This window comes from Noviherbaspirillum sp. Root189 (assembly GCF_001428545.1).
Classification (GTDB): domain Bacteria; phylum Pseudomonadota; class Gammaproteobacteria; order Burkholderiales; family Burkholderiaceae_D; genus Noviherbaspirillum.
This window is the reverse complement of the sequence record NZ_LMHZ01000004.1, coordinates 65385-89418: the sequence shown is the minus strand read 5'-3', so window position 1 is coordinate 89418 and position 24034 is coordinate 65385. Positions and strand designations below refer to the sequence as shown.

Below are 24034 nucleotides of genomic sequence, written 5' to 3'. Positions count from 1 at the left end.
AAAAACCCGGCCAGGGGAGCTGGCCGGGTTGTTACCTTACTTCAGACGATCTTAGCCGCGGAGCAGGGCTAACACGCCGTTAGGCAAGGAGTTTGCCTGGGCCAGCATCGCTGTACCGGCTTGCTGAAGGATCTGGCCGCGGGTCAGTTGCGCGGTTTCTGCAGCGAAGTCGGCGTCCTGGATCCGGCTGCGGGAGGCGGACAGGTTTTCCGACGTTGTTTGCAGGTTGGCGACAACCGAGGTGAAGCGGTTTTGCACTGCGCCGAGGTCGGCGCGAGCGTTGTTGACCGCGTTCAAGGCAGCATCCATTGCCAAGATTGCATTGTCGGCGCCATCAACAGTGGAGATGTCGAGGGAGGCGAAGCCGGTTTGTGCCGCACCCGCGGTCGTGCCAGCGGTTAGGCCGGTTTGCGCAGTCACTGCACCGCTACCTGCGATCACGATGTCGTCGGAGGCAATCTTAGACGTAAGTTTCAACGCCCCGCTGGAGACCGAGGCAGTCACTCCTGCCGACGACGCATTAATTGCAGTCACCAGGTCATTGACGCGGGTGGTAGCGTCGGCTGCAGTGCCTACCTCGATGTCCACGCCGTTGATGGTGAAGGCGCTACCGGTGAGGGCTGTGAAAGATGCAGCAACCGCGGGTGTGCCATTGCTATGGGTTGCAACGAATCCTGCCTGGCCGGTTTGGGTGCCTCCCGTATTGAACGTGTTGGTCAAAGTAACGGCGGCGTCTGAGCCGTCAGCTTTGGTCACGACCAAATCGTTAGTGGCAAGCGAGCCAGTGATGGTGTAACCGGTCTGAGCGGTGTCGAATGCATCAAATGCGGCTTGCAGGCGGGCTGTGTCAATTGTCTCAGGGGCGCCAGCGGCTTGCGTCACGTTGAGGACGTCTACGCCGTCGATTTGCAGCTGGAACTGCTGTCCGTCCGCGTTGGACACAGCGTCTGCAGTAATGGCGCCAAGCTGAGTCGTGGTCGTGGCAGTCGCTGCAGCACCTCCGCCTGCAGGAGCAACGCCAGTCGACGTCGCAGGAGCATTCCAGCTGCCAAGTGCAGCGATGTTTGCATCGGTGATGGCATCGACCGAAATTGTCTGACCCTGATTAGCGCCAACCTGGAATGCCTGGGAGGTGAAGCTGCCGTCGAGCAGTTTGATGCCGTTGAACGACGTGTCGTTGGCAACGCGGTCGATTTCGGACTTCAGCTGTGCGACTTCCTTCTGAAGTGCTGCACGGTCGTCAGCGGAGTTGGTGGCGTTGCGGGACTGCACGGCCAATTCGCGGACGCGCTGCAGGTTGTTACTGATTTCGCCCAGTGCGCCTTCAGCGGTTTGTGCCAGGGAGATGCCGTCGTTTGCATTGCGTGCTGCCTGGTTCAGGCCGCGGATCTGCGTGGACATGCGCTCGGTGATCGCCAGGCCGGCTGCATCATCCTTTGCGCTGTTGATACGCAGGCCGGAGGACAGGCGCTGCAGAGAGCTCGCCAGGGCGCCTTGGGAAGAGTTGAGGTTGCGCTGTGCGTTGAGCGACGAGATATTGGTATTGATAAATGCAGCCATGGTATTTCTCCTTTTAGTACTGGGGGCCGAGTTTGCCGGCTAAGTTTTTCAACTTTGGTTCACCCCAGTAGGGCTGTTTGAACCGCTGTTGTAATCTTTATCGGATGGGACTGGAAAAAGTTTAGGGAAAAATTGCATTTAATTTTTCAGTCGCATCCGATCTCAGTCCGGACACTGCCTTCTTCGGTCGTTCGGGAAAAATCTTTAGCTACGGAAACATTTTAAATTGGTAGGAACAGCTGGCTTCCGGCCTTCTATAGTGAGAAAAGCCAGATTTTTCCGTGACCGTCGACGGTAATAAATCCGGGGCGGGCAAAAAAATAGGGACGAAAAATATTCGCCCCTAAAGTTTGCGGTTTTCGTGCCGTTACTGCGCCGATTCAGCTCAGCTCAAACCGAAAATTATCTTTCAGATATCACGCGACAGCTTCTGCACTTCGGTTTTGCCGAATTCCAGTGTCGCTTTGATAAGCGCATCGACATCACGTTCATCGGTCCTGTGATTGAACAGCGCCGCTCTGAGCGCCAGCGAGCCATTAATGATGGTGGTCGATGGTGCGACAATGCCCGATTCCTGCAGAGCGATGGCGATATCGGCATTGACGCGATCGGGATTGTCACAACGATATCGGAAGCAAACGATATTGAGCGATACCGGCGCAAGTAGTTCCAGTTGCGGTTCTGCGTCGATGCGCCGTTTAAGATATCGGGCCAGCGCACAGCTGCGCGACATCACTTGGCCGATTCCATCCGCACCATAGGTCTTGATCGAAAACCAGGTCTTCAACGCACGGAAACTGCGTGACAGATCAGGGCCAAGGTCGGTTGGCCAGGGAGACCCCGCAGCCATGCCGCGCGTTTCACGCGCCAGATAGGCGGCCGGCGCGGCGAAGGTGTCATAGTGCATTCCGCCATCGCGTACCAGGATGAACCCCGCGTCATATTGCACCTGGGCCCATTTGTGGAAGTCGAGTGCGATGGAATCCGCACGCTGGATGCCTGCAAAACGTGGTGCAAGGTCCTTAGCCATCATGGCAAGCGCGCCATAGGCGCCGTCGACATGGAACCACAGGTTTTCCTGCGTGGCGATGTCGGCAATGGTAGTGAGGTCGTCAATGGACCCGGTGTCGACGGTTCCCGCTGTGCCCGCGACAAAGAATGGGCTGTATCCGTTGGCACGGTCCGACGCGATCGATGCTCTTAGCGCCTCCAGGTTCATCTGGCCGGCTGCATTGACTGGGATCAGGCGTAACGCCTCGGTACCGAGTCCCGACAGATCGAACGCCTGCGCGATGCAGGCATGGGCGGCGATCGATGTATAACCAATAAGCCGTTTGCCACTTTGGGCCACTCCGGTTTTTCGTACCGCGACTCCCGTTGCCCGGGTTCGCCCGACCAGTACGCCGATCAGGTTCGCAACGGATGATCCGGTAACAAAGATGCCGCTGGCCGTGTCCGGGAACTCGAATAGCTCCGATAACCAGCGCGTGATCTGACGCTCCACCTCCACCGGAATCTGGTCACGCCCGCCGACGTTGGCGTTGATGCCTGCGGCAAGCATTTCCGCCAGCATGCCGACTGGTGTGCCGCCACCTTGCACCCAACCCATGAAGCCGGGATGCGCATTGCCGATGGCATAGGGGAGGATGTTTTGCATGAACGATTGATGCACTTCCGCGAGATCGCTCGGATCGCGCGGCAGCGGCGCGTGGAAAACGTCTCGTACCGCTTGCGGTGCGGGCTGCCATACCGGCTTGTCGCGCAGGTTTTGCATGTAGTCGAAGATGTCGTCCAGCATGCGATGGCCCTGGGCGCGCAGTTCATCCCAGTCGGCCGGGTCAAGAGAATGGTGTTGTTCAGAATGCATCGTTTTGAGGTAAGCGTTTTACGTGGATGACGAGCATTATCCTGTCTTCTCAAAAATCGAGAAACATAAAAGGTTTTTATCGTGCAGATTGTTTGCGCACGAATGCCGAATTCCGAATGTCGCAGGCTAAATTCGAAGGGGCCTTTGAGCTGGCAAGAGAATTGGACGCTAGTCCGCAGCCACAACCCGGTTCTTCCCCGCACGTTTCGCCTTGTACAGCGCTTCGTCGGCACGTTTGATCAAGTCGCCCTGATCCTCGTCGTCGCGCCGCAAGGCCACGCCTGCGCTGAAGGTCATCAGCAACTTCTGGTTGTCGTACATGAAGATGCGTTTGGTCAGTTCTCGCTGGATGCGGGTGACGGTCTGCACCGCTTCATCGAGCGGCGTATCGGGCAGCATGATCAGGAATTCTTCACCGCCAAAACGTGCGACCACATCCATGGTGCGCAAGGTCTCCTTGATCACCCGCACCAGGTGGATCAGGGCGTCGTCGCCCGCAGAGTGGCCGTAGGTGTCATTGAGCCGTTTGAAATCGTCCAGGTCGAGCAGGGCGATGCAAAGCGATGTCTTGCGGCGCTGCGCCCGCGCGATCTCACGCTCATAGGCATCGTCCAGTCCACGCCGGTTCAGGCTGCCTGTCAACTGGTCTTCACGGACCAGTTCACTCATATGCTCCAGCTTGGATTCCAGTTGCTGGATGCGCGCCTCGGCTTCCTGGACTTCCTGTTTCGCGGCGATGATATCGTCCTGCGAGCGCAGGATTTCCGTTTGCGCGTGCCTGGTGTCGCGCATCACGTCTTCAAGGATGTGGTTCAGCTCGGTGATATCCCTGGCCTGGCTGATTTTCTGTGAATAGTTGCCCATCTTCTGATGGAAGTCACCGGTGCTGGTGGCAACCGCGCCGAGGCGATCAATGAAGGTGATCATCATGTTCTTGACCGTCACCTTCGCTTCTTTCAGGCTGTGCTTGAGCGCCCCCTGCTTGTAGATGACTTCCTTCAGGCTACGTGTCGCGTCGAGCAGGGCGCTGCGGCTCAGCGGGCCGCTGAGCAAATCCTGCACATTGGCGATTTGCCCGCTCAGCCAGGAATCGTCTTCAAGCAGTTCGCCGACGTTTTCGAGCAGCAGCTGGAACAGACGGAGAAGCAGTTCATGTTCTTCGGCCAGATCATCGGCTTTGAGTTCGATGCGAAAGCAAAGCTGCTTGAGCCGGGCGCTGATGTCATTCAATGCCGGCTCAGTCGTCGCGTTGCGTGCCGACGATGCAAGCATTTCGGATTCCTCCAGCAGTTCCGGCGCCTTACGCAGCAATGAGCCCAGCGCCAGCGTAAGCGTGCGCACCAGCAGTTCGCGTAGAAGCCGCAATTGCCGGCTTTCGGGAGCAACGGCGACGTTGGCCGTCGCCAAGCTTTCGACAGACGGTCGCACGGCCGTTGCGGGCGGATCCACCAGGGCGAGTCCGGCGGACTTGAGTGCGACTGGCGCGGGTGTGTCGACAAGTGGAATGCCGGCAGATTTCAATGCGGGCGGTGTCGCAATCGGCTGTGCCACGGCTTCGACCTTGGCGGGCTGTGCTGCGTCCTTGCTGGATTGGCTCGCGAGATGCTGCTCCACCAACTGGGACAGGGATTTCCCGTATTCCGGCCAGTCGCGCTTTTCGAGTGCGAGACTCAGTTTGGCCGCGTGCCGCGCGATGTCAGCAGATGTGCCTGCGAGATGTGCCGCGAAATCGGCAAGAATTTTTTCAGGACCTGCGGTCGTTTGGGTACCGGCGATTTCTTCGTAGATCTCGCGGTAGGCGTCCGGCGTCGGTGCAACACGCCGCATCGCCAGCCGACGAAACGCCTCGCGCGCGATATCGGCAGGGCTTTGGGGTTCCGGTTTTTTTTCTTTGTCTTGCATGCGTATTCTCGCAACCGGATGGGTGTGGGAATCCGGCGTGAAGCGATAGTATCGCGTGTGGTGGCTTAATAGTGATAGCAATAGGCAATAAATATCTTCCCACTTTGCGCTTTAGGCAACAGTAGCAATCCAAGCCAGAGGAAGTGCGGGACAGCGATGAAAGCTGAGCGACCTGGTGTTGAAATGACAGCCTATTCAACCAAGTGATTCCTGATCGCGTAGTGCGTCAGCTCCGCGTTGTGACGCAGTTTCATCTTTTGCAATAAGCGTGAGCGGTACATGCTGATTGTCTTGACCGACAGGGACAGTTCGCCGGCGATATCGCTGACGGTCTTGCCCGAGGCGATCATCACCAGGGTCTGGTACTCGCGGTCCGACAGTGTTTCATGAGGGGGTATGTCGCGGTTTTCATCGCTGACCTGGTTTGCCAGTTCCTGTGCCAGAGCGGCGCTGATGTATTTGCGGCCGGAGGCAACCAGGCGAATTGCATCGACCAGTTCGGCGGGCGCACTTTGCTTGTTCAGGTAGCCGGACGCGCCTGCCTTGAGCGAACGGATCGCATACTGGTCCTCGCGATGCATGGACAGCATCAGCACGGCCAGGCCGGGGGCTTCCTTTTTGATCTGTTTCAGCACTTCGATGCCGCTGCGGTCGGGCATCGAGATGTCCAGCAAGAGAACGTCGGAGTCGCCGCGCCGCGCAAGCCGGACTGCGTCTGCGCCGTTTTCGGCGTCGCCTGCGACGATCATGTCGTCGCTGTCTGCGAGGATCTGCTTGAGGCCCTCACGGACAATCGCGTGGTCGTCGGCAATGATGATTCTGATAGGCTCGTTTGCGCTCATGTTGCTGTTTCAATTGTTAGGGGCTGAGCGGAATGCGCAGGCTGACTTCGGTACCGCCATTTGCAGCGTTTGACACCGACAGCTGCCCGCCCAGTGCGCTCGCTCGTTCCACCATGCCGCGAATTCCGAACGATTTCGGTTTCATGCGATCGGTGGCATCGATACCCTTGCCATTATCGACGACTTCAAGCCGCACGCTGCGGTTTGTGCGTGTCAGGCGCACGCTTACCTGTGTGGCGGCGGCATGCTTGCCGATATTGGTCAGGGCTTCCTGGAAAATCCGGAACAGGGCCGTTGCCTGATCGGGGTGGAGGGCGATTTCTTTTTTGCTGGACAGGAAGGTGCAGTGAATACCCAGCTGTTTCTCGAATTCTTTTGCTTGCCAGTCGATCGCCGCCACAATGCCGAAGTCAAGGATGCCTGGACGCAGATCGACAGTAATGCGGTGGATCGATTCGATGGTGCGGTCGACGAGGGAATCGACGTAGGCAGTTTTTTCGGTGAGCGCCGCATCGTCGGGCAGGCGTTTTTTTAGCAATGCCAAAGCCATCTTGATCGCCGTGAGGTTACCTCCCAGGTCATCGTGAATTTCACGCGCGATGCGGGTTCGCTCGTTTTCCTTTACGGTTTCAACGTGGGCCGACAGTTCGGCCAGCTGTGCGCGTGAGCACTTGATTTCCGCCTGCTCCTGCTTGCTCTCGGTGATGTTGGTCATGATGCCTTCCCACTGTACCCCCTGGCCGGGGAGCGCACGCGGCGTGGAGCGCAGGTTGATCCATTTGATGTCGTGCCATTTTTCGATCCAGAGTCTGCCTTCCCAGTTCCAGGCCTTCATGCTGCTTGCCGAAACCTGCATCGAATCCAGGTAAGACTGACGATCTTCGGGCAGAATTAGTTCAAGGAAGAGCGATGAGTCAGCCTGCAGGCGTTCGGCGCTTAGTCCAAGCAAGGCATGGCAGCCGTCGCTCAGGTAGGGAAAAGCAATGCTGCCATCTTGCCGTTGCAGGAATTGATAGACAAGCCCGGGCGTGTTGGAAACAATCGCCCGAAAACGCGCTTCGGAATGGCTGAGCGCGGTTGCCGAGGCATGCCGGGCACTCAGGTCATTACCTATTGCGATATACACTGGCTTGTCACCGGAAGCGCAGTAAAACAAACGCAATTCGATTGGATAGTTCGAACCATCCTTGCGTGCATGAACGGTTTCAATTTCCGCGAATGCCCGTTCGCCGCTGTGCAGCGAATGCAGGATGCGTTCGAGTTCATCCAAAGATATGCCACGCACGACTTCCGGCATGCTCAGCGTCGACAGCTCCTCGCAGGTGTATCGCAAATTCTTTTGCGCCGCCTGGTTGGTCTGGATGAAGCCAAGGCCGACGCAGTCAACGATGTAAATTTCGCTGAAGGAGCCTTGCATCAGAACCGGAAGCCATTCTGCCCGCATCATGTCGAATGTTCTTCCATTTGTACTTTATCTCTGTTGCAAGCCAATTTTGCGTTGGTGGGTTGTGCGTTGTACGACACCAATGACACTGAACAAACAGGCAGCGTATGGAAGGTTTCAAAATCGACATCCTGAGGATTAGGCATGGTGAACGTCATTCTATATAGCAATGCCTGAGTCGACTTTATCATATGCCCTTCCAAAATTAATCTCTACATGGAAACGTAGATGAAAAGAAATGTGTTGGCTGCGTGGACTGTTGGTTTCTGCTGACGGCGCGCTACTGCACCGGTACGACAGGTGAAGCGTTGCCTATGTTGCGGAGAAGGCGCCTGAAAATCTTTAGCGCTTAAGGAGAGAGGGACGGGGGTGTTGTGGTAATGAGCAACAACGAGGGCACAGTAGCCCATAACACCAAAAATTGAGGGGAAAATACGGCAAGGAAATTACTGCTGAAGAAAAACGCAGCCTGAAAACCAGAAAGGGGGTTAGATCGTAAAATCTAACCCCCTTCAAATTACTGGTGCGGCTGGCAGGAATCGAACCCACGACCCCTTGGTTCGTAGCCAAGTACTCTATCCAGCTGAGCTACAGCCGCGAAAAACAAAATTATAGCACCCATTCAACAAATTTTGGAAGCCCCTCCCGTAAGCATTTTCATCATTTTCTTGCATGCTTTTTTGTGGCCTGGGCAACATCACGCCGCTTCCACTGCTTCTGCAGCCATGCCTTTGCTCAGGATTGTCGTTAGTTGTGCAGCGGACAAAGGACGGCTGAAGTAATAACCTTGCATTACATCGCATCCATGATCGCGCAGGAAAGCGAGTTGATCTTCAGTTTCCACACCCTCGGCGATGACCTTGAGCTTGAGGTTATGGGCCAGCAGGATAATGGTCGAGACAATAGCGCAGTCGTCCGGATCGTCAGGGATATCACGCACAAATGATTGGTCGATTTTCAGAACCTGTATTGACAACCGCTTCAGGTAGGACAATGACGAATAACCTGTTCCAAAATCATCAATGGAAATTTGCACACCCATTGCATGGAGCTGGTTGAGCACGGCGATTGCATGATCGGTATTCTCCATGAGGACTCCCTCAGTCAGTTCAATTTCGAGAAGCGCCGCCGGAAGCTTGAATTCGCTTAATACGGAGGCGACGGTATCGGCAAGATTGTCGTGGTGGAACTGGCGAGCCGAGACGTTTACCGCTACCCGTGTCGGAAAGCCTTGCAGCATCCATTGCCGGGCTTGCGCGCATGCTGTGCGCAGGATCCATTTGCCAAGCTGGACGATCAGCCCGGTTTCTTCAGCAATCGGGATGAATTTTGCGGGCGAGATCATGCCGAGTTCGGGGTGGTGCCACCGGACGAGGGCTTCGACGCCATGGATCCTGCCGCTTTCAATATTTTGCTGCGGCTGGTAATGCAAAAGCAGTTCATTGCGGGAGAGGGCGCCGTGCAGACAATTTTCGAGTTGCATACGCTCCATGATCCACTTGTCCACATCGTTGCTATAGAATTCGAAGCGATTTTTTCCCAGTGACTTGGCATGATAGAGCGCGATATCGGCATGCTTGATCAGTAGGTCAGCCTCAGCGCCGTGTATCGGGTACAGGGCAAGGCCGATGCTCGCCCCAATGTGAAGCTCGTGCGTATGCAATATAAACGGCTCCTGTAGCACTTGCAGCAGTTTGGTGGCCAGGCTTGCAAGATGGTCGGCATCGGATATGCCAAGCGCAAGCAAGGCAAATTCATCGCCACCCATCCGCGCCAGTGTGTCGGACTCGCGCAAGACACGTCGCAGGCGCTGCGCCACCTGTAATAGCAAGTGATCTCCGGCGTCATGTCCAATGCTGTCGTTGACCATTTTGAAGCGGTCAATATCCAGTAGTAAAACACCGAATGATGAGCCGTCATGTTGTCCGTGGGTCTGCAAGGCTTGTTGCAGCCGCTTTGTAAAGAGCGCGCGGTTTGGCAGGTCAGTCAGAAGATCATGGGTGGACTGGCGCAGCAGGCGTTCTTCGGCGAGCTTGGTCTCGGAAATATCGCTGAATACGCCCACATAATTGGTGACATGGCCATTGTCATCCGTCAGGCGGCTGATATTGAGTAGCTGCGGATAGATTTCGCCGTTCTTGCGCCTGTTCCAGATTTCGCCTTGCCATTTCCCGTATTCACGCACGGTTTGCCACATGTGCCGATAAAATTCACGCGGCTGGCGCCCGGAAGCGAGGACGCGGGGATTATGTCCGGCGACCTCCGCGCCTGAGTACCCGGTAATGGCGGTAAAGGCGCGATTGACGGTCAGGATGTTGGCATGTTCATCAGTGATCGCGATGCCTTCCTGCGAATGCTCGAACGCCTGGTTGGCAAGTCGCATCGATCGCTCGTCCTGCTTGCGTCTCGTAATGTCCCTGATGGTTATCTGAACAATGGCGTTGCCGCCGACCGACACGGCGTGGATGCCGGTTTCCGCGGGAAATTCACGGCCATCCGCTGACTGGAAATACCATTCAAACGTCTGCGGGCCATGCTGCCAGGCAGCGTCGATTCTCGCGTGCAGCCCCATGTTCGAGTGGTCGCCGCCGGGTTGCCGGGCGGGTTGCAGCGAAGCGAGATCCATCGTCTGCATGTGGCCCGTATCGGCAATGCCAAACAGTCTGAGGGCGGCTCCATTGCATTCGCTGATCTGATCGGACGCCATCAGGATGACACCTTCACGCGTGCCTTCAAACAGGGTGCGAAACAGGGCGTGGCGATGTTCAAGTTCGACCGATTGTCGGCGTTTTGCAGCTGATTCCCGGTAAGTGATCCACGCGGTCAGGCAAAAGAAGATAGTGGCGAGTCCGGACAGGCTAAGCAGTACTCGCTGCGCAAAGTCGTTTTCTTTCAGGGCCTGTAGAAGGGCTGCGCGAATGTTCGCCACACCTGGTTCGGTCAAGGTAACGGGAAGCCCTGCCTCTACCAGGGCCAGATTGATGGAGGTCTGATTCAGGCCCCACCATCCAGCAAGGCTGACGAAAAAGCCGGAAGCCGCGCCTACCAGAAACATGAGTAGGAGAAGTCTGGATGTGACGAGTTTATGCATCAGGCTTTCTCTGTACGATGAATAGTTTCAGTCTGACCACTGCTGTGTTGTTGTGCTTATTTCTCTACACTGGAAAGCTCAGGTGCAGATGTGGGCGCAGTCGTTCAACTTATTATTTATTTCTTTTAAGCAATTAACATGCCATTTGATTGATTGGTTCCCGTGTTGCGTCGCGTGCCGCCAGACCGGCGTAGGGATTGGGATGAGACCTTTTGCTGAGTTAAGAGGAAGAGGGACAAGACATAACCCATTCTCGCCTGTGGGAAACTTTCCGCCAGGGAATTACCGATTTCGAGAAAATACACTCTCATGCGGTGTAAGCTTGCGGTATTGTTCCGGCATAAGCATTGGTGTGCTGATTTGCGGGCGCCTGCCTTAAATTTGACGCTGAACTGGTAATACATGACACAGCAGAATGAAAAATTAATGAAGTCTCTGAATGTGCTGGTAGTCGACGATGAGCCGGCAATCAGGCAGATCCTGGCGATACGACTGGCTAAAGCAGGATGTTCGGTGGTGCAGGCGGCGAATGCCGGCGAAGCGCTTGAACAGCTTTCGACCGGGCATTTCGATGTCGCAATCAGCGATATACAAATGCCGGATTTCGATGGCATAGAGTTGGTGCGGCGCGCGCGTGCAGCGGGAGTCGATACAAACTTCATCATGATGACCGCCTATGGGTCAGTCGATACGGCAATCGAGGCGATCAAGGCTGGAGCGTCCGATTACATGATCAAGCCTGTGCGGCATGATGAGGTTCTGCACAGGGTCATCAAGATCGCGGATCTGCAGCGCCTGAGCAGTGAAAACAAAGTCTTGCGCAAGCTGGTGCTCAAATCGCGTGAAGCAGTGTTCGGCTTTGCCTCGGATTCAATGCGCGGGCTCGACCGCCTGATTGCGAAAGTCGCGCCGACCGATAGTACCGTGCTGGTCACCGGAGAAAGTGGTACCGGTAAAGGTGTGATCGCCAGGCAAATTCACCAGCAGAGTGACCGTGCGGACGGGCCCTTCATTCCAGTCAACTGTGGCGCCATTCCTGAAAACCTGATGGAAAGCGAGTTGTTTGGCCATGTCAAAGGCTCATTCACGGGGGCTGACAAAGCCCGGAAGGGCTTGTTTCTTGAGGCGGATAAAGGCACGATTTTCCTGGATGAAATCGGCGAGCTGCCGCTGGTACTGCAAGTCAAACTCCTGCATATCATCGAAGAGAAGACGGTGCGTCCAGTGGGCAGCGAACAGACGCGACGCGTCGATGTCCGCATCATCGCCGCCACCAACCGTAACCTCGAGCGCATGGTCGCAGAGGGCAAGTTTCGTGAGGATTTGTATTTCAGGCTCACGGTTTTTCATCTGCATATTCCACCGCTGCGCGAGCGCCGGCAAGATATTCTGGGTCTGGTCCGTTTTCTCATGGAACGGAGTTCGCGGCGACTGAACTATGGTCCGGAGCCGGTACTCGATCCGGACGTGGAAAACATTCTTGCGTCCTATGAATGGCCGGGCAACGTCCGTGAACTCGAAAATGTGGTCGACCGTGCGCTCATTCTTGCTGAAAACGGGCGCATTACCCGTGCCGACCTGCCGCCGCAAATTGTCCGGACCGCTGCTCGGCCTGACACCGTTGTAGTTGGGCAGGACGGAGAGGGCTTGCGCGAACAGGTAAGGCGGTTCGAGTGCAAAGTCATCTCGCAGGCGATTACCGATGCTGGCGGTGATCGCCGGGCAGCGGCGCAAAAACTCGGCATCGGGCTGTCCAGCCTGTATCGCAAGCTGGAAGAATTCGACGCTGCCGGATTGCTGTAGAAAAACTGTCAGCCTTCTTCATCCTGGCAGGCGACGTGTCGCCTGCCAGATTCCTGCCTGAATGCAGGCGACCACGTTTGCCCGGTCGCTTGTATTTCGCTTTTTCCTCCGAGACCGCCTTTTCCGGCTAAAAGGAAACAAATCTGCGTAATCGATACTACATTGCTTTCCTTTTCGAATGAGAATCGTTATCATTATCGTTAATATTGAGTTTGTTAATGTAATGAAAAGAGATCTGTAGAAGCTGGATCTGTAGTGAGTTGACTGGCTGAGCGGCGCAGGCCCGAGGGTCGACAGCGTTCGGCTTGAGAAAAATAATCCTTATGAATCAAACCCTTAATTCGCGAGCCAGCGTACTGACGTTGATCGTCGGTGTGCACGCTGCGGCGCTCTGGTTAATCGTCGCCGGATTACACCAGCAGAAGCTGGTTCCTCCGTCGCCTCTGCCAGCGGTCATGGTCGAGATGCTGCCAGCAGAGCGACCCGTCGTAAAAGAAGTAATCGAGACAAAACCGCAACCTGAGCCGGTAAAGGAAATTCCCAAAGTACAGCCGAAGAAAGAGCAACCCAAACCGCAGCCGAAAAAGCCGTCGCCGAAAACGACGACAAGCGACAAAGCCTTGACGGCGCCAAAGAGCGAGGCTGAGCCAGTCCAGCAGGCATCCCCTGCGCCCGTCGAGCCGAGTCCGCCGCCGGCACCCGTGGCCGCTGCGCCGCGTGACGTAGCGCCAGCCCCCGCACCGGTACCGATAACGCCGCCGAGATTCAATGCCGCGTATCTCAATAATCCTGCGCCGACCTATCCGCCAATGCTACGGAGGGCAGGCGAGGAGGGCAGAGTTGTGCTGCGTGTGTTCGTGACGGCAGAAGGAACGGCGGGAGAAGTGCATGTGTTGCGTCCAAGCAGTTCCCCGCTGTTTGATGAGGCGGCGCTGGCCGCCGTACGTAAATACCGGTTCGTTCCCGCGCGCCGGGGAGATACAGCGGTGGCGGAATGGGTGCAGGTGCCCATCGAATTCAAATTGAATTAATCAGTAATCAAGACATTGAACCAGATACTTTTGCGAAAGAGCTTTCATGAATAATCCATACGGCATTGCCAACCTTTGGCAGCAAGGCGATTCCATCACCCGCGCTGTCGCCATCGTTTTATTGATCATGTCCGTTTTGTCCTGGTATGTCATGGCATTGAAGGCATGGAGCCTGATCCGCTTGCGCCGCCAGGCGACTGTTGCAGCCGAAAGTTTCTGGCATAGCAAAAGCCTGGAAGAGGGCATGAACATGCTGGCTCCGGACAGAAACAGCAATCCGTTTCGCGCGCTGGCGGAAGACGGCGCCAATGCGGCTTTGCACCACGAGATGAGCAAGGAGGACTTACATGGGGCTTTGAACATGAGCGAATGGGTGACAAGCTGCCTTCGCCGCTCCATTGAAAACATCACCGGCCGCTTGCAAAGCGGGTTGCAGGTACTTGCGTCCGTTGGCAGTACCGCGCCGTTCGTCGGACTGTTCGGCACTGTCTGGGGCATCTATCACGCGCTTGTCGGTATCGGCGTTTCTGGTCAGGCGAGCATCGACCGCGTTGCCGGTCCGGTCGGAGAAGCGCTCATCATGACGGCGTTTGGCCTGGTCGTCGCTATTCCGGCGGTGCTCGGCTATAACGCACTGACCCGCAGCAACAAGGCGATCCAGTCCCAGTTGTCCAATTTCGCGCACGACCTGCATGCCTACCTGATCACCGGCGGTCGCGTCGGTCAGACGCCGCATAACGTCGTCAGCCTGCGGAGCAAGGAGGAAGCATGAGCTTCGGCAATCCCGACAACGACGATGATGTGATGTCGGAGATCAACATGACGCCGCTGGTCGACGTCATGCTGGTCCTGCTCATCATCTTCATCATCACCATCCCGGTGATCAACCACGCGGTCAAGCTTGACCTGCCGCGCGCCGCCAGCCAGCCCAACGATGTGAAGCCGCCTCATATCGATGTATCCATCGATGCGAACGGCGTCGTCACCTGGAACGGCAATCCGGTCGACCCGCAGGCGCTGAAGGAAAACATCGCCGTCGTCTCCGCACAGTCGCCGCAACCGGAGTTGCATCTTCGGGCCGACCGCAAGACGCCCTATGAGAATGTCGCTCAGTTGATGTCGGCGGCCCAGACCGGCGGCTTGAACAAGATCGGTTTCGTCACTGAACCGGACGCGTCCAGGTAGCTTGCCTTCGTCAAATCCCACTCGCATCGGACAAGGAAATCCATGAAAGCCATACTTCGCAACGCCATAGCCGCAGCCTTTTCTCTCGTCGCCGTCGCTTCGGTGCAGGCGCAGGACAAGGTGCTGAACCTGTACTCGGCGCGTCACTATCAGACCGACGAGGAGCTCTACAGCAAGTTCACGCAACAGACCGGCATCCGTATCAACCGCATCGAAGCAGACGATGCCGCGCTGATGGAGCGTCTGCGCAACGAGGGCAAGAATAGCCCGGCCGACGTGATCCTGCTGGTCGATGCAGCCCGCCTGTGGCGCGCGCAGGTGGAAGGCCAGTTTCAGCCGGTGCGTTCGAAAGTGCTGGAAGAGCGGATCCCCGCCAATCTGCGCGGTGGAGACGAGGGGCAGGGCGCCCAGTGGTTCGGCCTGTCCACCCGTGCCCGCATCATCGTCTACAACAAGGTGCGCGTGAAGCGCGAAGATGTCGCCACCTATGAATCGCTGGCCGACCCGGTCAACAAGGGCAAGGTCTGCACCCGTTCCGGTTCCCACCCGTACATGCTCTCCATGATCGGCGCGATGATCGAGCGTAACGGCGAAGCCGCGACCGAAAAATGGGCGCAAGGCATGGTTGCCAATTTCGCGCGCCCGCCGCAGGGTGGCGATACCGACCAGATCAAGGGCGTGGCCTCGGGCGAGTGCGGCATTGCGGTGGCCAATTCCTACTACTACGCGCGCCTGCTGCGCTCGACGAAGTCCGAAGACCGCGAAATGATGAACAAGGTCAGCTTCGTATGGCCGAACCAGGAAAGCTCCGGCACCCACATCAACGTTGCCGGCGGTGCAGTGGCCAAGTACGCGCCTCATCGTGAAGCCGCGGTGAAATTCCTTGAGTACCTGGCCGGCGATGAAGCCCAGGCCTATTTCGCCAACGGCAATAACGAATGGCCGGTGGTCTCCTCTGCGGTGGCAAAGAACCCGGTGCTGCAGCAGATGGGCAAGTTCAAGACCGAGAACATCTCCATCACGGCCGTCGGCAAAAATCAGATCGCCGCCCAGAAGATTCTTGATCGCGTCGGCTACAAATAATCATTTTCGCTTTTATTTCTCGCATCATTCATGTCGCAGCCAGCCAGTCCCTGTTGATAGCCAGCTTAACGATTAAATTTACTACCCACAGGGATACACAAACAATGAAGAAGAAATCTGCAAAACGCCACGCATCGGAGGCAGGGAAGCACGCGCGGCAAGTCCAGACCCCGGCACAGCCGGAGACGCGCCGTGCGTCCAGCCTGCCGCTCGGCGCACTGATGCTTGCAGCGTCGGTTTCCGCCACCGCGCAGAACGTCGCACAGGCCCCGGCTGCCTCCGACCAGGTGATGCCGACCGTGGAAGTGCAGGGCCAGCGCGAAACGCTGAGCAAGGAATCGCTGCGCACGACCACCACCGGCATCGGCAAGGGCACCCAGCAACTGCGTGACATACCGCAGTCCGTGACGGTGATGACCGAGCGCCTGATCGACGACCGCAACCTCGATGATTTCCGCGAAGTGCTACGCACCACCGCGGGCGTGACGTTCCAGGCCGGCGAAACGGGCGAGGAGGACGTACGCCTGCGCGGCTTTTCGCTTGGCCAGGCCGGCGACATCTACACTGACGGCCTACGTGACGGTGCGCTGTACGAGCGCGACACCTTCAACAACGACCGCATCGAAGTGCTGAAGGGTTCGGCCTCGATGTTGTTCGGCAAGGGTTCCACTGGCGGCATCGTCAACCAGGTCAGCAAGATGCCGTTCCTGTTCAACCAGCACGAGGCAACCTACACCGTCGGCAGCGGCAACCTGCACCGTTTTACCGGCGACTTCAATATCAAGACAGGCGAGGATGCAGCCCTGCGCCTGAATGCGATGGTGCACGATGCGGATAACTGGGGTGCCAAGCAGAAAAAGCTCGGCATCGCACCGACCTATAGCTGGGGCATCGGGACCCGTGACGAGTTCAGCGTGGGCCTCTTCCACCTCGATATCGACAGCCGTCCGACCTACAGCAATCCCTGGTTCCTTTCCGGCGGCACCCGCGGCACCATCATTGAGACGCTGCCAGCCAAGAACTACTATGGTTTCAACAGTGATTACCTCGATACCAGCGCCACCTACGGCACGCTGGCCCACGTGCATCGTTTCGATGACGGCAGCCAGGTCAAGACCCAGGTGCGTCATGGCCGCTACGAGCGCGATCTGTGGGCCAGCGTAATCCAGCTTGCCCCCGGCACGACCAGGGAAAACTTCAGTGACGCCACAGTCCTGCGCCGCGCCCCCAAGGGTCGCGTTGCTGTCAGCGACACCACGCAGCTGTCGAGTGATTACTCCGGCAAGTTCGACTTCGGCGGCCGTCAGCATGAGCTGCTTACCGGGATCGATCTGTACCAGGAGGATGCCAAGCGGAACAACAGCTTCGCCGGCACCGCGAGCCCGCTGACGACCACGGTCGGCACGCCCAATAATGGCGACTCGCGCGTCGATACACGCGGCAATCCGGTGTATAACAATTTCGACGCGCGCAACATCGGCCTGTATGCGCAGGACATGATCAGCATCACCGAGACCTTCAAGTTGCTCGGCGGCCTGCGCTTCGACCACTTCACCGCCAAGTACAACACCGCGGCCGGTCTGAGCAATGATCGCAGTGAAAGCCTGTGGTCGCCTCGTGTTGGCGCGCTGTTCCAGCCGAGCGACTCGGCGTCGTACTACGTGTCCTACGGTAGCTCCTATAACACTTCCGGCGATACCTACCAGTTCACCCCAAACGCGCCGACACCCGGCTCGCAGGCGGAGCGCGACGCCAATACGCCGGCAGAGAAGAGTCGTAACTTCGAACTGGGCGGCAAGTGGGAGCTCTTCGAGAAGCGCACTTCGCTCGGTGTTGCCGCGTTCTACAGCGAGAAGTACAACGAGCGCAACACCGACCCGGACACCGCATCCACCCAGCAGCTCCTGTCAGGCAAACGGCATGCGACGGGCCTGGAATTCAACCTCGCCGGCCGCATCACGCCGAAGTGGGAAGTGTTCTTCAACCACACCTGGATCCCGCGCGCCAAGATCGACGAGAGCAATGTCGCTCTCAACGCCGCCGGTACCGGAGCGCAGGTGCAGGGCGACCGCCCGGGCTTGACGCCGAAGCATAGCGGCAGTCTCTGGACTACCTACCGCATCCTGCCGGAGCTTCGCCTTGGCGCCGGCCTGACCTACCGCGGCCAGCAGAATCCGGAGGGTGCACGGCACGTGACGGCGGACAGCTTCGCCGTGGTTGACGCGATGGCCGAGTACACGATCAATGAAACGTGGTCCGCCAAGCTGAACGTCACCAACCTGACGGACAAGCTCTATGCCGATTCCCTGTACCGCGGTTTCTATTCGCCGGGCGCGCCGCGTCGTGTAGAGCTGACGCTGAAGGCAATGTTCTAGGAAAGCACTGATGCTTCTGCACCTGAAAAACGTTCTCTCCCGCGACGAACTGGCGACTGCCCGGGCACTGCTCGGACAGGGTGCGCCGTGGGTGGACGGACGGGTGAGTGCGGGTGGCCAGGCGGTCGCCCGCAAGAACAACGAGCAGCTGGCGCAGGACAGCGATGTCTCGCGCCAGCTGCAATCGCTGGTCCTGGCTGCGGTGCAGCGCGACCCGCTGTTCTTTTCCGCAGCCCTGCCGCGCAAAATTTTCAATCCGCTGTTCAATCGTTACAGCGGCGACAGCAATCATTACGGCGCGCATATCGATGGCGCCGTGCTTTACTCGCGTAACCCCGCGCAATGGGTGCGTACCGATCTGTCCTGCACCCTGTTCCTGTCCGAACCCGACGAATACGATGGCGGCGAGCTGGTGATGCAGGACCCGCAGGGCGAACGCCGCATCAAGCTGCCGGCCGGTGACCTGGTACTTTATCCGGGCACGACCCTGCATCAGGTAACACCCGTGACGCGGGGCGCACGCCTGGCAAGCTTCTTCTGGATCGAAAGCATGGTGCGCGGTGGCGATCAGCGCCAGCTGCTGTTCGAGATGGACATGGCGCTGCTGAAGCTGCGCGATTCCCTCGGCGAACAGGAACCGTCCGTGGTGCAGCTGACCGGCACTTATCACAACCTGTTGCGGATGTGGGCTGACACATGAGCCGGATCCCCGCCGTCGAAGCGATCCCGACAGGAATAGTCTCGCTGGCCGACCATGAGCAGCATGCGCGCAGTCGGCTCGACGACAACGCCTGGGCTTATTTTTCCGGTGGGGCTGCGGATGAGATCACCTTGCGTGCCAACCGCGAGGCATGGGATAACATCCTGCTATCGACGCGGGTATTGCGTCGCCTGGTCGGCGGGCATACGCGGGTACAGTTGCTGGGGCGGACGCTGGCCCATCCCGTGCTGCTTGCGCCGGTTGCGTTCCAACGCATGGCGCATGCCGACGGCGAAATCGCCAGTGCCTATGCGGCCGCGATGCAGGGTGCCGGCCTGGTGTTGAGCAGCCAGTCCAGCATGCCGCTGGAGCAGATCGCGCAGGCAATGCTGGGCGAGGCGACGCGCGGCCCTCTCTGGTTCCAGCTGTATTTCCAGCACGATCGCGGCTTTACAAGAGAACTGGTGCAGCGCGCAGAAGCCGCAGGATACGAAGCATTGGTGGTCACTGTCGATGCGCCGAGCAGCGGTGTGCGTGACAGGGAACGTCGGGTCGGTTTCAAGCTTCCCGAGGGAATTTCAGCGGTGAATCTGGCGGGCTTGCCACCTCCGAAACCGGTCACTCTCGCACCCCATCAAAGCCGCATGTTTGATGCCCTGTTGACTTCCGCGCCAACCTGGGCTGATATTGAATGGCTGAAAGGCGTGACACGTCTGCCGATTCTATTGAAAGGAGTGATGCATCAGGATGATGCACGTTTTGCCGTGGTAAACGGTGCGGACGGTATTATCGTCTCCAATCATGGTGGCCGGACTTTGGATACGACGCCCGCTACGGCACGTGTCCTGCCTTGCATCCGCGAGGCAGTGGGCAAGGAGTGTCCTGTGCTGGTGGACGGAGGTATCCGGCGCGGCACTGACGTGCTCAAGGCCATTGCGCTTGGGGCGAGTGCCGTTTTGATCGGCCGTCCGTATGTGTACGGACTGGCGAATGCGGGCGCAATGGGTGTATCGCACGTATTGCGTTTGCTTCGGGATGAACTCGAGATTGCGATGGCCTTGTGCGGATGCGCGACCTTGGCCGATATCTCTGCCGATACATTGTTCAACTAAAGAAGCTATTTGCAGTAGTGCTACAAGCTTGCCAGCAAGCGTTTGACCGTGGCGGCGATCTGGTCCGCCGAGCGCAATGTCGATGGGAATTTTTGCCGCTCCCGTTTGCCGAGGCGCTCCATGTCCATGCCATATCGGTCCAGGCCAAGCAGTCGAACGCCCGGTGGTAATTCACCCAGCAAGTCCTGGATCAATGCTGTTTCCTCCTCCAGCGACAGCACATCCACATTCTCCCAGTCCGGTTGTTCCAGCCATCCCATTTGCGCGAACCCGCCGATGTAGCGAATCTTTTGCGGCGTCAGCCGGTAGAAGGCAAAGTCGGCAAGCGCCATGTATTGTTCCGCTTCAGGCTGGTAGCGCAGGAATCGCGACTGCAATTCATGTGACATGTTGATCGTAGCGATGTCACCGAGCAGCGTCATCCGCGGATTTTCAAGGACTTGCTTCTCCGCCATATCGGCGACAAGGAAACCCGCACGCGGATCGGTATGAATATTCTTCGTGTGTTCAGCAAGGCGGCTTAGAAGAAAAACAGGACAATGCTTCTCATCCGGCACAAAAGGCAGGGCAGTTGGAAAGGGGTAATCCGGCAATTGGATGGATCGAGTCGCCAGGGTGCCGTAGCGCAAACTATGCAACAGATGAAGCGCGGTTTCCGGATCGGGTTTCATTGGTACGTGTTGCCGCTTTGAAGAAATTGGGTTTACCAGTGTAAGGACTGCAACAGGGAGATGCCATGAGAATCTTCAAGCCGTGGAAACCGCTTTGGAAACTATCTTACACATTCATGCGAAATCCCGACTATGTGTCGTCAATCTTCCCAGCAAGTGCGATAAATCAACCAGGCGGCTTGCGACCAGGTGGTGCACATTGTTTTCTGTCTGCCATATTCCATAGACTCCCAGCAGCTGCGAGCCGAGCAGTTCCGCGCGATAGCGTTCAATCAGTCCCGGCCAGATGATGACGTTGACCAGGCCGGTTTCATCTTCAATGGTGACGAACATGGTGCCGTTGGCGGTTTGCGGCCTTTGGCGCACCGTAACAATGCCACACGCGCGCGCAAGCTGGCGATCGGCAAAAGTATACAGGACCTCGGCCGGCAAAAACCGCTTGGTGCTGAGTAGGGGACGCAGCAAGGCAAGCGGATGCCTTCCGAGTGTCAGTCCGACAGAGTGATAATCGGCCACGATATTAGCGCCTTCCGATGGCGCGGCAAGTTGAACAGGATCTTCATGCATGCTGGCTTTCCTGAGTAGCCCCTTATCCGGTTCGCTGGCCAACGCCTGCCAGAGTGCCTGGCGGCGATGGCCTGCAAGGGGTTCGAGCGCATTGGCATTGGCCAGCATTTGTAAATCGCGACGCGTGAGTCCGGCGCGCAGTGCAAGATCCGTCATGCTGATAAATGCTTTGATTGCACGTGCCTCTTCGATACGCCATCCGGCTTCCTGTGACAGGCCGCGTACCATGCTGAACCCAAGGCGTACGGCAGGTTGTTGACCCGCTACCAATTCCCTCGCTGGCTCCAGCGTGGTTTCCCAGTCGCTGTAACGGATATCCACCGGACGCACATCGACCTTGTGCCTGCGCGCGTCCTGCACCAGTTGCGATGGTGAGTAAAACCCCATGGGCTGGCTGTTGAGCAGGGCGGCAAGGAAAGCCGCCGGCTCATGGCATTTGATCCAGGAGCTGGCATAGGCGAGCAAGGCAAAGCTGGCGGCATGACTTTCGGGAAAACCATATTCGGCAAAGCCCTGAATCTGGCGCACGATGGCGGAAATGAATTCGGTAGCGTAACCATTTTTGAGCATCCCGGCCACCAGCTTTTCCTGGAATTTTCCGATGTCCCCCTTCCGCCGCCAAGCCGCCATCGCGCGTCGCAGCTGGTCGGCCTCTCCGGCTGTGAAGTCTGCGGCGAGGATGGCGATTTGCATCACCTGTTCCTGGAAAATAGCTACGCCGAGTGTGCGTTCAAGCGCATGCCGGATCTTTTCGCTGGGATAGGTGACTGGTTCCAGCCCCTGCCTGCGCCGTAGGTAAGGATGCACCATACCGCCCTGAATAGGACCCGGGCGGACGATCGCAACCTGGATGACAAGGTCGTAGAATTCCCTGGGTCGCAGGCGCGGCAGCATGGTCATTTGTGCACGACTTTCGATCTGGAATACGCCGATCGTGTCCGCTCTTGAAATCATTTTGTAGGTGACCGGATCTTCCTTTGGAATGTCTTGCAAGTTGAAGGGCTCGCCGCGCAAATCAGTGATCAGGTCCAGCGCCCTGCGAATCATGCTGAGCATGCCGAGTGCAAGGATGTCCACCTTGAGCAATCCCAGCGCATCGATGTCATCCTTGTCCCACTGGACGACGCTACGGTCTTTCATTGCCGCGTTTTCTATGGGAACCAGCCGTGAAAGTTTGCCGCGCGAAATGACGAAGCCGCCCGGATGTTGCGACAGGTGCCGTGGAAAACGCATCAATCTTTCCGCCATGTCCGACCATTGAAGGGCAATCGGTGAATCGGCCTGCATGCCGCATTCGGTAAAGCGTTCCGACAATCCGGTCTTGCCGTCCCACCAGCGATGCGATTTTGCTACCTGATCGACTATGCCAAGATCGACACCCAGCGCCTTGCCGACATCGCGCAGGACGCTGCGTGGCTTATAGCTGATGACCACTGCAGTGAGCGCAGCCCGCAGCCTGCCGTACTTGTTATAGATGTACTGAATGACTTCTTCGCGTCTCTGATGTTCGAAATCGACATCGATGTCGGGAGGTTCGTTGCGTTCACGCGAAATGAACCGTTCAAACAGCAGGGTGCTGCGCGATGGATCAACCTCGGTGATACGCAGGCAGTAGCAGACTACGGAGTTTGCGGCCGATCCTCGTCCCTGGCAAAGAATGCCGATGCTGCGTGCATGACGCACGATGTCGTAGACGGTCAGGAAATACGGCTCGTAGCGCATGTCGGAAATGAGCTGCAGTTCGTATTCAAGCTGCTTTTGCATATCTGCCGGAACACCGTCTGGAAAACGTGCCATGGCGCCGATATAGGCTTCGCTGCGCAGGTAGGCAGCCGGGGTCCACCCTGGTGGCACGAGTTCATCCGGGTATTCGTAGCGCAACTCGTCGAGAGAAAAAGTGCATTGCCGGGCGATGTGTATGGTTTCAGCCAACGCGGCTGCGGCATAAACGTTGGCCAGCCGCAGCCGTGAGCGCAAGTGCTGCTCCGCATTGGGAGACAGCTCGTAACCGCATTCGGCAATGGGTTTGCCGATACGGATAGCGGTAAGGGTGTCCTGCAAGGGTTTGCGTGAGCGTACATGCATGCAGACATCACCGGTGGCCACCACGGGCAACGCGTATTCGTCGGCGACTGCAGTGACAAGCATGCGGTGCTGATCGTCGCGCGGGTGGTGCAGCAAGGTCAGCGCAATCCATGCACGTCCGGGAAAAGTCTTCACCATCCATGCGGCTTGAGTGGCAAGCTGTTCTGGTGAAATGTCACGGGCAGGAGTAAGAATGGCGAGGCAGTCCGGCATGCCGCGCAGATGCGCATAGTCGTCTTCGGGCGATACAAAGTCGCACGGAGTAACACGATAGTGGCCTTTTTCGACGCGGGTCCGTGCAAGGGTAATCAGTTCGGCGAGGTTGCCATATCCTTCGCGGTTTTTCGCCAGGAGGACGAGAGAGAAAGCTGGGCTATTGTCTTCATTGACCAAGCTGAACTGGCTGCCGATGATCAGGGGCAGGCCGCATTGCTTTGCTTCAGTATGGGCACGTACCACGCCGGCCACGGAACATTCGTCCGTCAATGCCAGTGCCGCATAACCGAGTTTTGCGGCCCGGATGACAAGCTCTTCAGGATGCGAAGCACCACGCAAAAAGCTGAAGTTGGACGCACACTGCAGTTCGGCGTAGGAGGGAAGAGGATGTATGGAGGAAGGGGGAAGCACGTTGACTACCTGAAATACTGTATAAAAACACAGTATAACCAGAAAAATGCCTTTTTGCTAACAGACTTTTATAAATAAATTCATTGACT

At 57.4% G+C, this 24034-nt stretch carries 16 protein-coding genes and 1 tRNA gene; 8 read left to right on the top strand and 9 right to left on the bottom strand.

Annotated features, from left to right (window positions below; all coding sequences use genetic code 11):
- Positions 1–51: 51 nt before the first annotated feature.
- The 7 genes from ASE07_RS03385 to ASE07_RS03355 form a co-directional block, all read right to left on the bottom strand.
- Positions 52–1560 (bottom strand): flagellin, encoded by a 1509-nt coding sequence (locus ASE07_RS03385; RefSeq protein ID WP_057289395.1) that lies wholly within the window; start codon positions 1558–1560, stop codon positions 52–54.
- A gap of 409 nt (positions 1561–1969) precedes the next feature.
- On the bottom strand, positions 1970–3427 hold the full coding sequence (locus ASE07_RS03380; RefSeq protein ID WP_057289394.1) for a pyridoxal phosphate-dependent decarboxylase family protein: 1458 nt from the start codon (positions 3425–3427) through the stop codon (positions 1970–1972).
- A 168-nt stretch (positions 3428–3595) separates the two neighbouring features.
- Positions 3596–5329: a GGDEF domain-containing protein gene (locus ASE07_RS03375; RefSeq protein ID WP_057289393.1), complete on the bottom strand. Its 1734-nt coding sequence runs from the start codon at positions 5327–5329 to the stop codon at positions 3596–3598.
- 191 nt (positions 5330–5520) lie between these two features.
- Entirely contained in the window at positions 5521–6171 is a 651-nt protein-coding gene (locus tag ASE07_RS03370) for a response regulator (protein ID WP_057289392.1), read from the bottom strand.
- A 16-nt stretch (positions 6172–6187) separates the two neighbouring features.
- Positions 6188–7618: a PAS domain-containing sensor histidine kinase gene (locus ASE07_RS03365; RefSeq protein WP_082583929.1), complete on the bottom strand. Its 1431-nt coding sequence runs from the start codon at positions 7616–7618 to the stop codon at positions 6188–6190.
- Between the two features lie 518 nt (positions 7619–8136).
- Positions 8137–8213, bottom strand: a tRNA-Arg gene (locus ASE07_RS03360).
- A 99-nt stretch (positions 8214–8312) separates the two neighbouring features.
- Positions 8313–10706, bottom strand: coding sequence for a putative bifunctional diguanylate cyclase/phosphodiesterase (locus tag ASE07_RS03355; protein WP_082583928.1), 2394 nt, complete (start codon positions 10704–10706; stop codon positions 8313–8315).
- Positions 10707–11132: 426 nt separating this feature from the next.
- Between ASE07_RS03355 and ASE07_RS03350 the strand changes: the two genes are divergently transcribed.
- From ASE07_RS03350 to ASE07_RS03315, 8 genes are all read left to right on the top strand, one after another.
- Positions 11133–12509 (top strand): sigma-54-dependent transcriptional regulator, encoded by a 1377-nt coding sequence (locus ASE07_RS03350; protein WP_057289390.1) that lies wholly within the window; start codon positions 11133–11135, stop codon positions 12507–12509.
- A 323-nt stretch (positions 12510–12832) separates the two neighbouring features.
- Positions 12833–13540 (top strand): energy transducer TonB, encoded by a 708-nt coding sequence (locus ASE07_RS03345; protein WP_057289389.1) that lies wholly within the window; start codon positions 12833–12835, stop codon positions 13538–13540.
- 46 nt (positions 13541–13586) lie between these two features.
- A complete protein-coding gene (locus tag ASE07_RS03340) occupies positions 13587–14312 on the top strand; it encodes a MotA/TolQ/ExbB proton channel family protein (protein WP_057289388.1) in 726 nt (241 codons plus the stop codon).
- Positions 14309–14725 carry an ExbD/TolR family protein gene (locus ASE07_RS03335; protein WP_057289387.1) on the top strand — a complete coding sequence of 139 codons (417 nt, stop codon included), beginning with the start codon at positions 14309–14311 and terminating at the stop codon, positions 14723–14725. Before ASE07_RS03340 ends, ASE07_RS03335 begins: the two co-directional genes overlap by 4 nt.
- A gap of 42 nt (positions 14726–14767) precedes the next feature.
- Positions 14768–15808 (top strand): extracellular solute-binding protein, encoded by a 1041-nt coding sequence (locus ASE07_RS03330; RefSeq protein WP_057289386.1) that lies wholly within the window; start codon positions 14768–14770, stop codon positions 15806–15808.
- A 104-nt stretch (positions 15809–15912) separates the two neighbouring features.
- Entirely contained in the window at positions 15913–18183 is a 2271-nt protein-coding gene (locus ASE07_RS03325) for a TonB-dependent receptor (RefSeq protein ID WP_057289385.1), read from the top strand.
- A gap of 10 nt (positions 18184–18193) precedes the next feature.
- The gene (locus ASE07_RS03320; RefSeq protein ID WP_057289384.1) at positions 18194–18883 is read left to right on the top strand and encodes a Fe2+-dependent dioxygenase; all 690 of its coding nucleotides are present in this window, start codon (positions 18194–18196) and stop codon (positions 18881–18883) included.
- Positions 18880–19995, top strand: a complete 1116-nt coding sequence (locus ASE07_RS03315; RefSeq protein ID WP_057289383.1) for an alpha-hydroxy acid oxidase — start codon at positions 18880–18882, stop codon at positions 19993–19995. The genes ASE07_RS03320 and ASE07_RS03315 overlap by 4 nt, the downstream gene beginning before the upstream one ends.
- Positions 19996–20015: 20 nt before the next feature.
- Here the strand turns inward: ASE07_RS03315 and ASE07_RS03310 are convergent, their stop codons facing one another.
- Together ASE07_RS03310 and ASE07_RS03305 are read right to left on the bottom strand one after the other, a co-directional pair.
- Complete coding sequence (locus tag ASE07_RS03310; protein WP_057289382.1) at positions 20016–20666, bottom strand: HugZ family pyridoxamine 5'-phosphate oxidase; 651 nt, start codon at positions 20664–20666, stop codon at positions 20016–20018.
- A gap of 114 nt (positions 20667–20780) precedes the next feature.
- Complete coding sequence (locus ASE07_RS03305) at positions 20781–23945, bottom strand: error-prone DNA polymerase (RefSeq protein WP_057289381.1); 3165 nt, start codon at positions 23943–23945, stop codon at positions 20781–20783.
- Positions 23946–24034 lie beyond the last annotated feature (89 nt).

What these genes read in the sequence shown, in the direction of transcription:
- ASE07_RS03385 (WP_057289395.1), bottom strand. Translation starts at nt 1,560, where the DNA reads ATGGCTGCATTTATCAATACCAATATCTCGTCGCTCAACGCACAGCGC.
- ASE07_RS03380 (WP_057289394.1), bottom strand. Translation starts at nt 3,427, where the DNA reads ATGCATTCTGAACAACACCATTCTCTTGACCCGGCCGACTGGGATGAA.
- ASE07_RS03375 (WP_057289393.1), bottom strand. Translation starts at nt 5,329, where the DNA reads ATGCAAGACAAAGAAAAAAAACCGGAACCCCAAAGCCCTGCCGATATC.
- ASE07_RS03370 (WP_057289392.1), bottom strand. Translation starts at nt 6,171, where the DNA reads ATGAGCGCAAACGAGCCTATCAGAATCATCATTGCCGACGACCACGCG.
- ASE07_RS03365 (WP_082583929.1), bottom strand. Translation starts at nt 7,618, where the DNA reads ATGATGCGGGCAGAATGGCTTCCGGTTCTGATGCAAGGCTCCTTCAGC.
- ASE07_RS03355 (WP_082583928.1), bottom strand. Translation starts at nt 10,706, where the DNA reads ATGCATAAACTCGTCACATCCAGACTTCTCCTACTCATGTTTCTGGTA.
- ASE07_RS03350 (WP_057289390.1), top strand. Translation starts at nt 11,133, where the DNA reads ATGAAGTCTCTGAATGTGCTGGTAGTCGACGATGAGCCGGCAATCAGG.
- ASE07_RS03345 (WP_057289389.1), top strand. Translation starts at nt 12,833, where the DNA reads ATGAATCAAACCCTTAATTCGCGAGCCAGCGTACTGACGTTGATCGTC.
- ASE07_RS03340 (WP_057289388.1), top strand. Translation starts at nt 13,587, where the DNA reads ATGAATAATCCATACGGCATTGCCAACCTTTGGCAGCAAGGCGATTCC.
- ASE07_RS03335 (WP_057289387.1), top strand. Translation starts at nt 14,309, where the DNA reads ATGAGCTTCGGCAATCCCGACAACGACGATGATGTGATGTCGGAGATC.
- ASE07_RS03330 (WP_057289386.1), top strand. Translation starts at nt 14,768, where the DNA reads ATGAAAGCCATACTTCGCAACGCCATAGCCGCAGCCTTTTCTCTCGTC.
- ASE07_RS03325 (WP_057289385.1), top strand. Translation starts at nt 15,913, where the DNA reads ATGAAGAAGAAATCTGCAAAACGCCACGCATCGGAGGCAGGGAAGCAC.
- ASE07_RS03320 (WP_057289384.1), top strand. Translation starts at nt 18,194, where the DNA reads ATGCTTCTGCACCTGAAAAACGTTCTCTCCCGCGACGAACTGGCGACT.
- ASE07_RS03315 (WP_057289383.1), top strand. Translation starts at nt 18,880, where the DNA reads ATGAGCCGGATCCCCGCCGTCGAAGCGATCCCGACAGGAATAGTCTCG.
- ASE07_RS03310 (WP_057289382.1), bottom strand. Translation starts at nt 20,666, where the DNA reads ATGAAACCCGATCCGGAAACCGCGCTTCATCTGTTGCATAGTTTGCGC.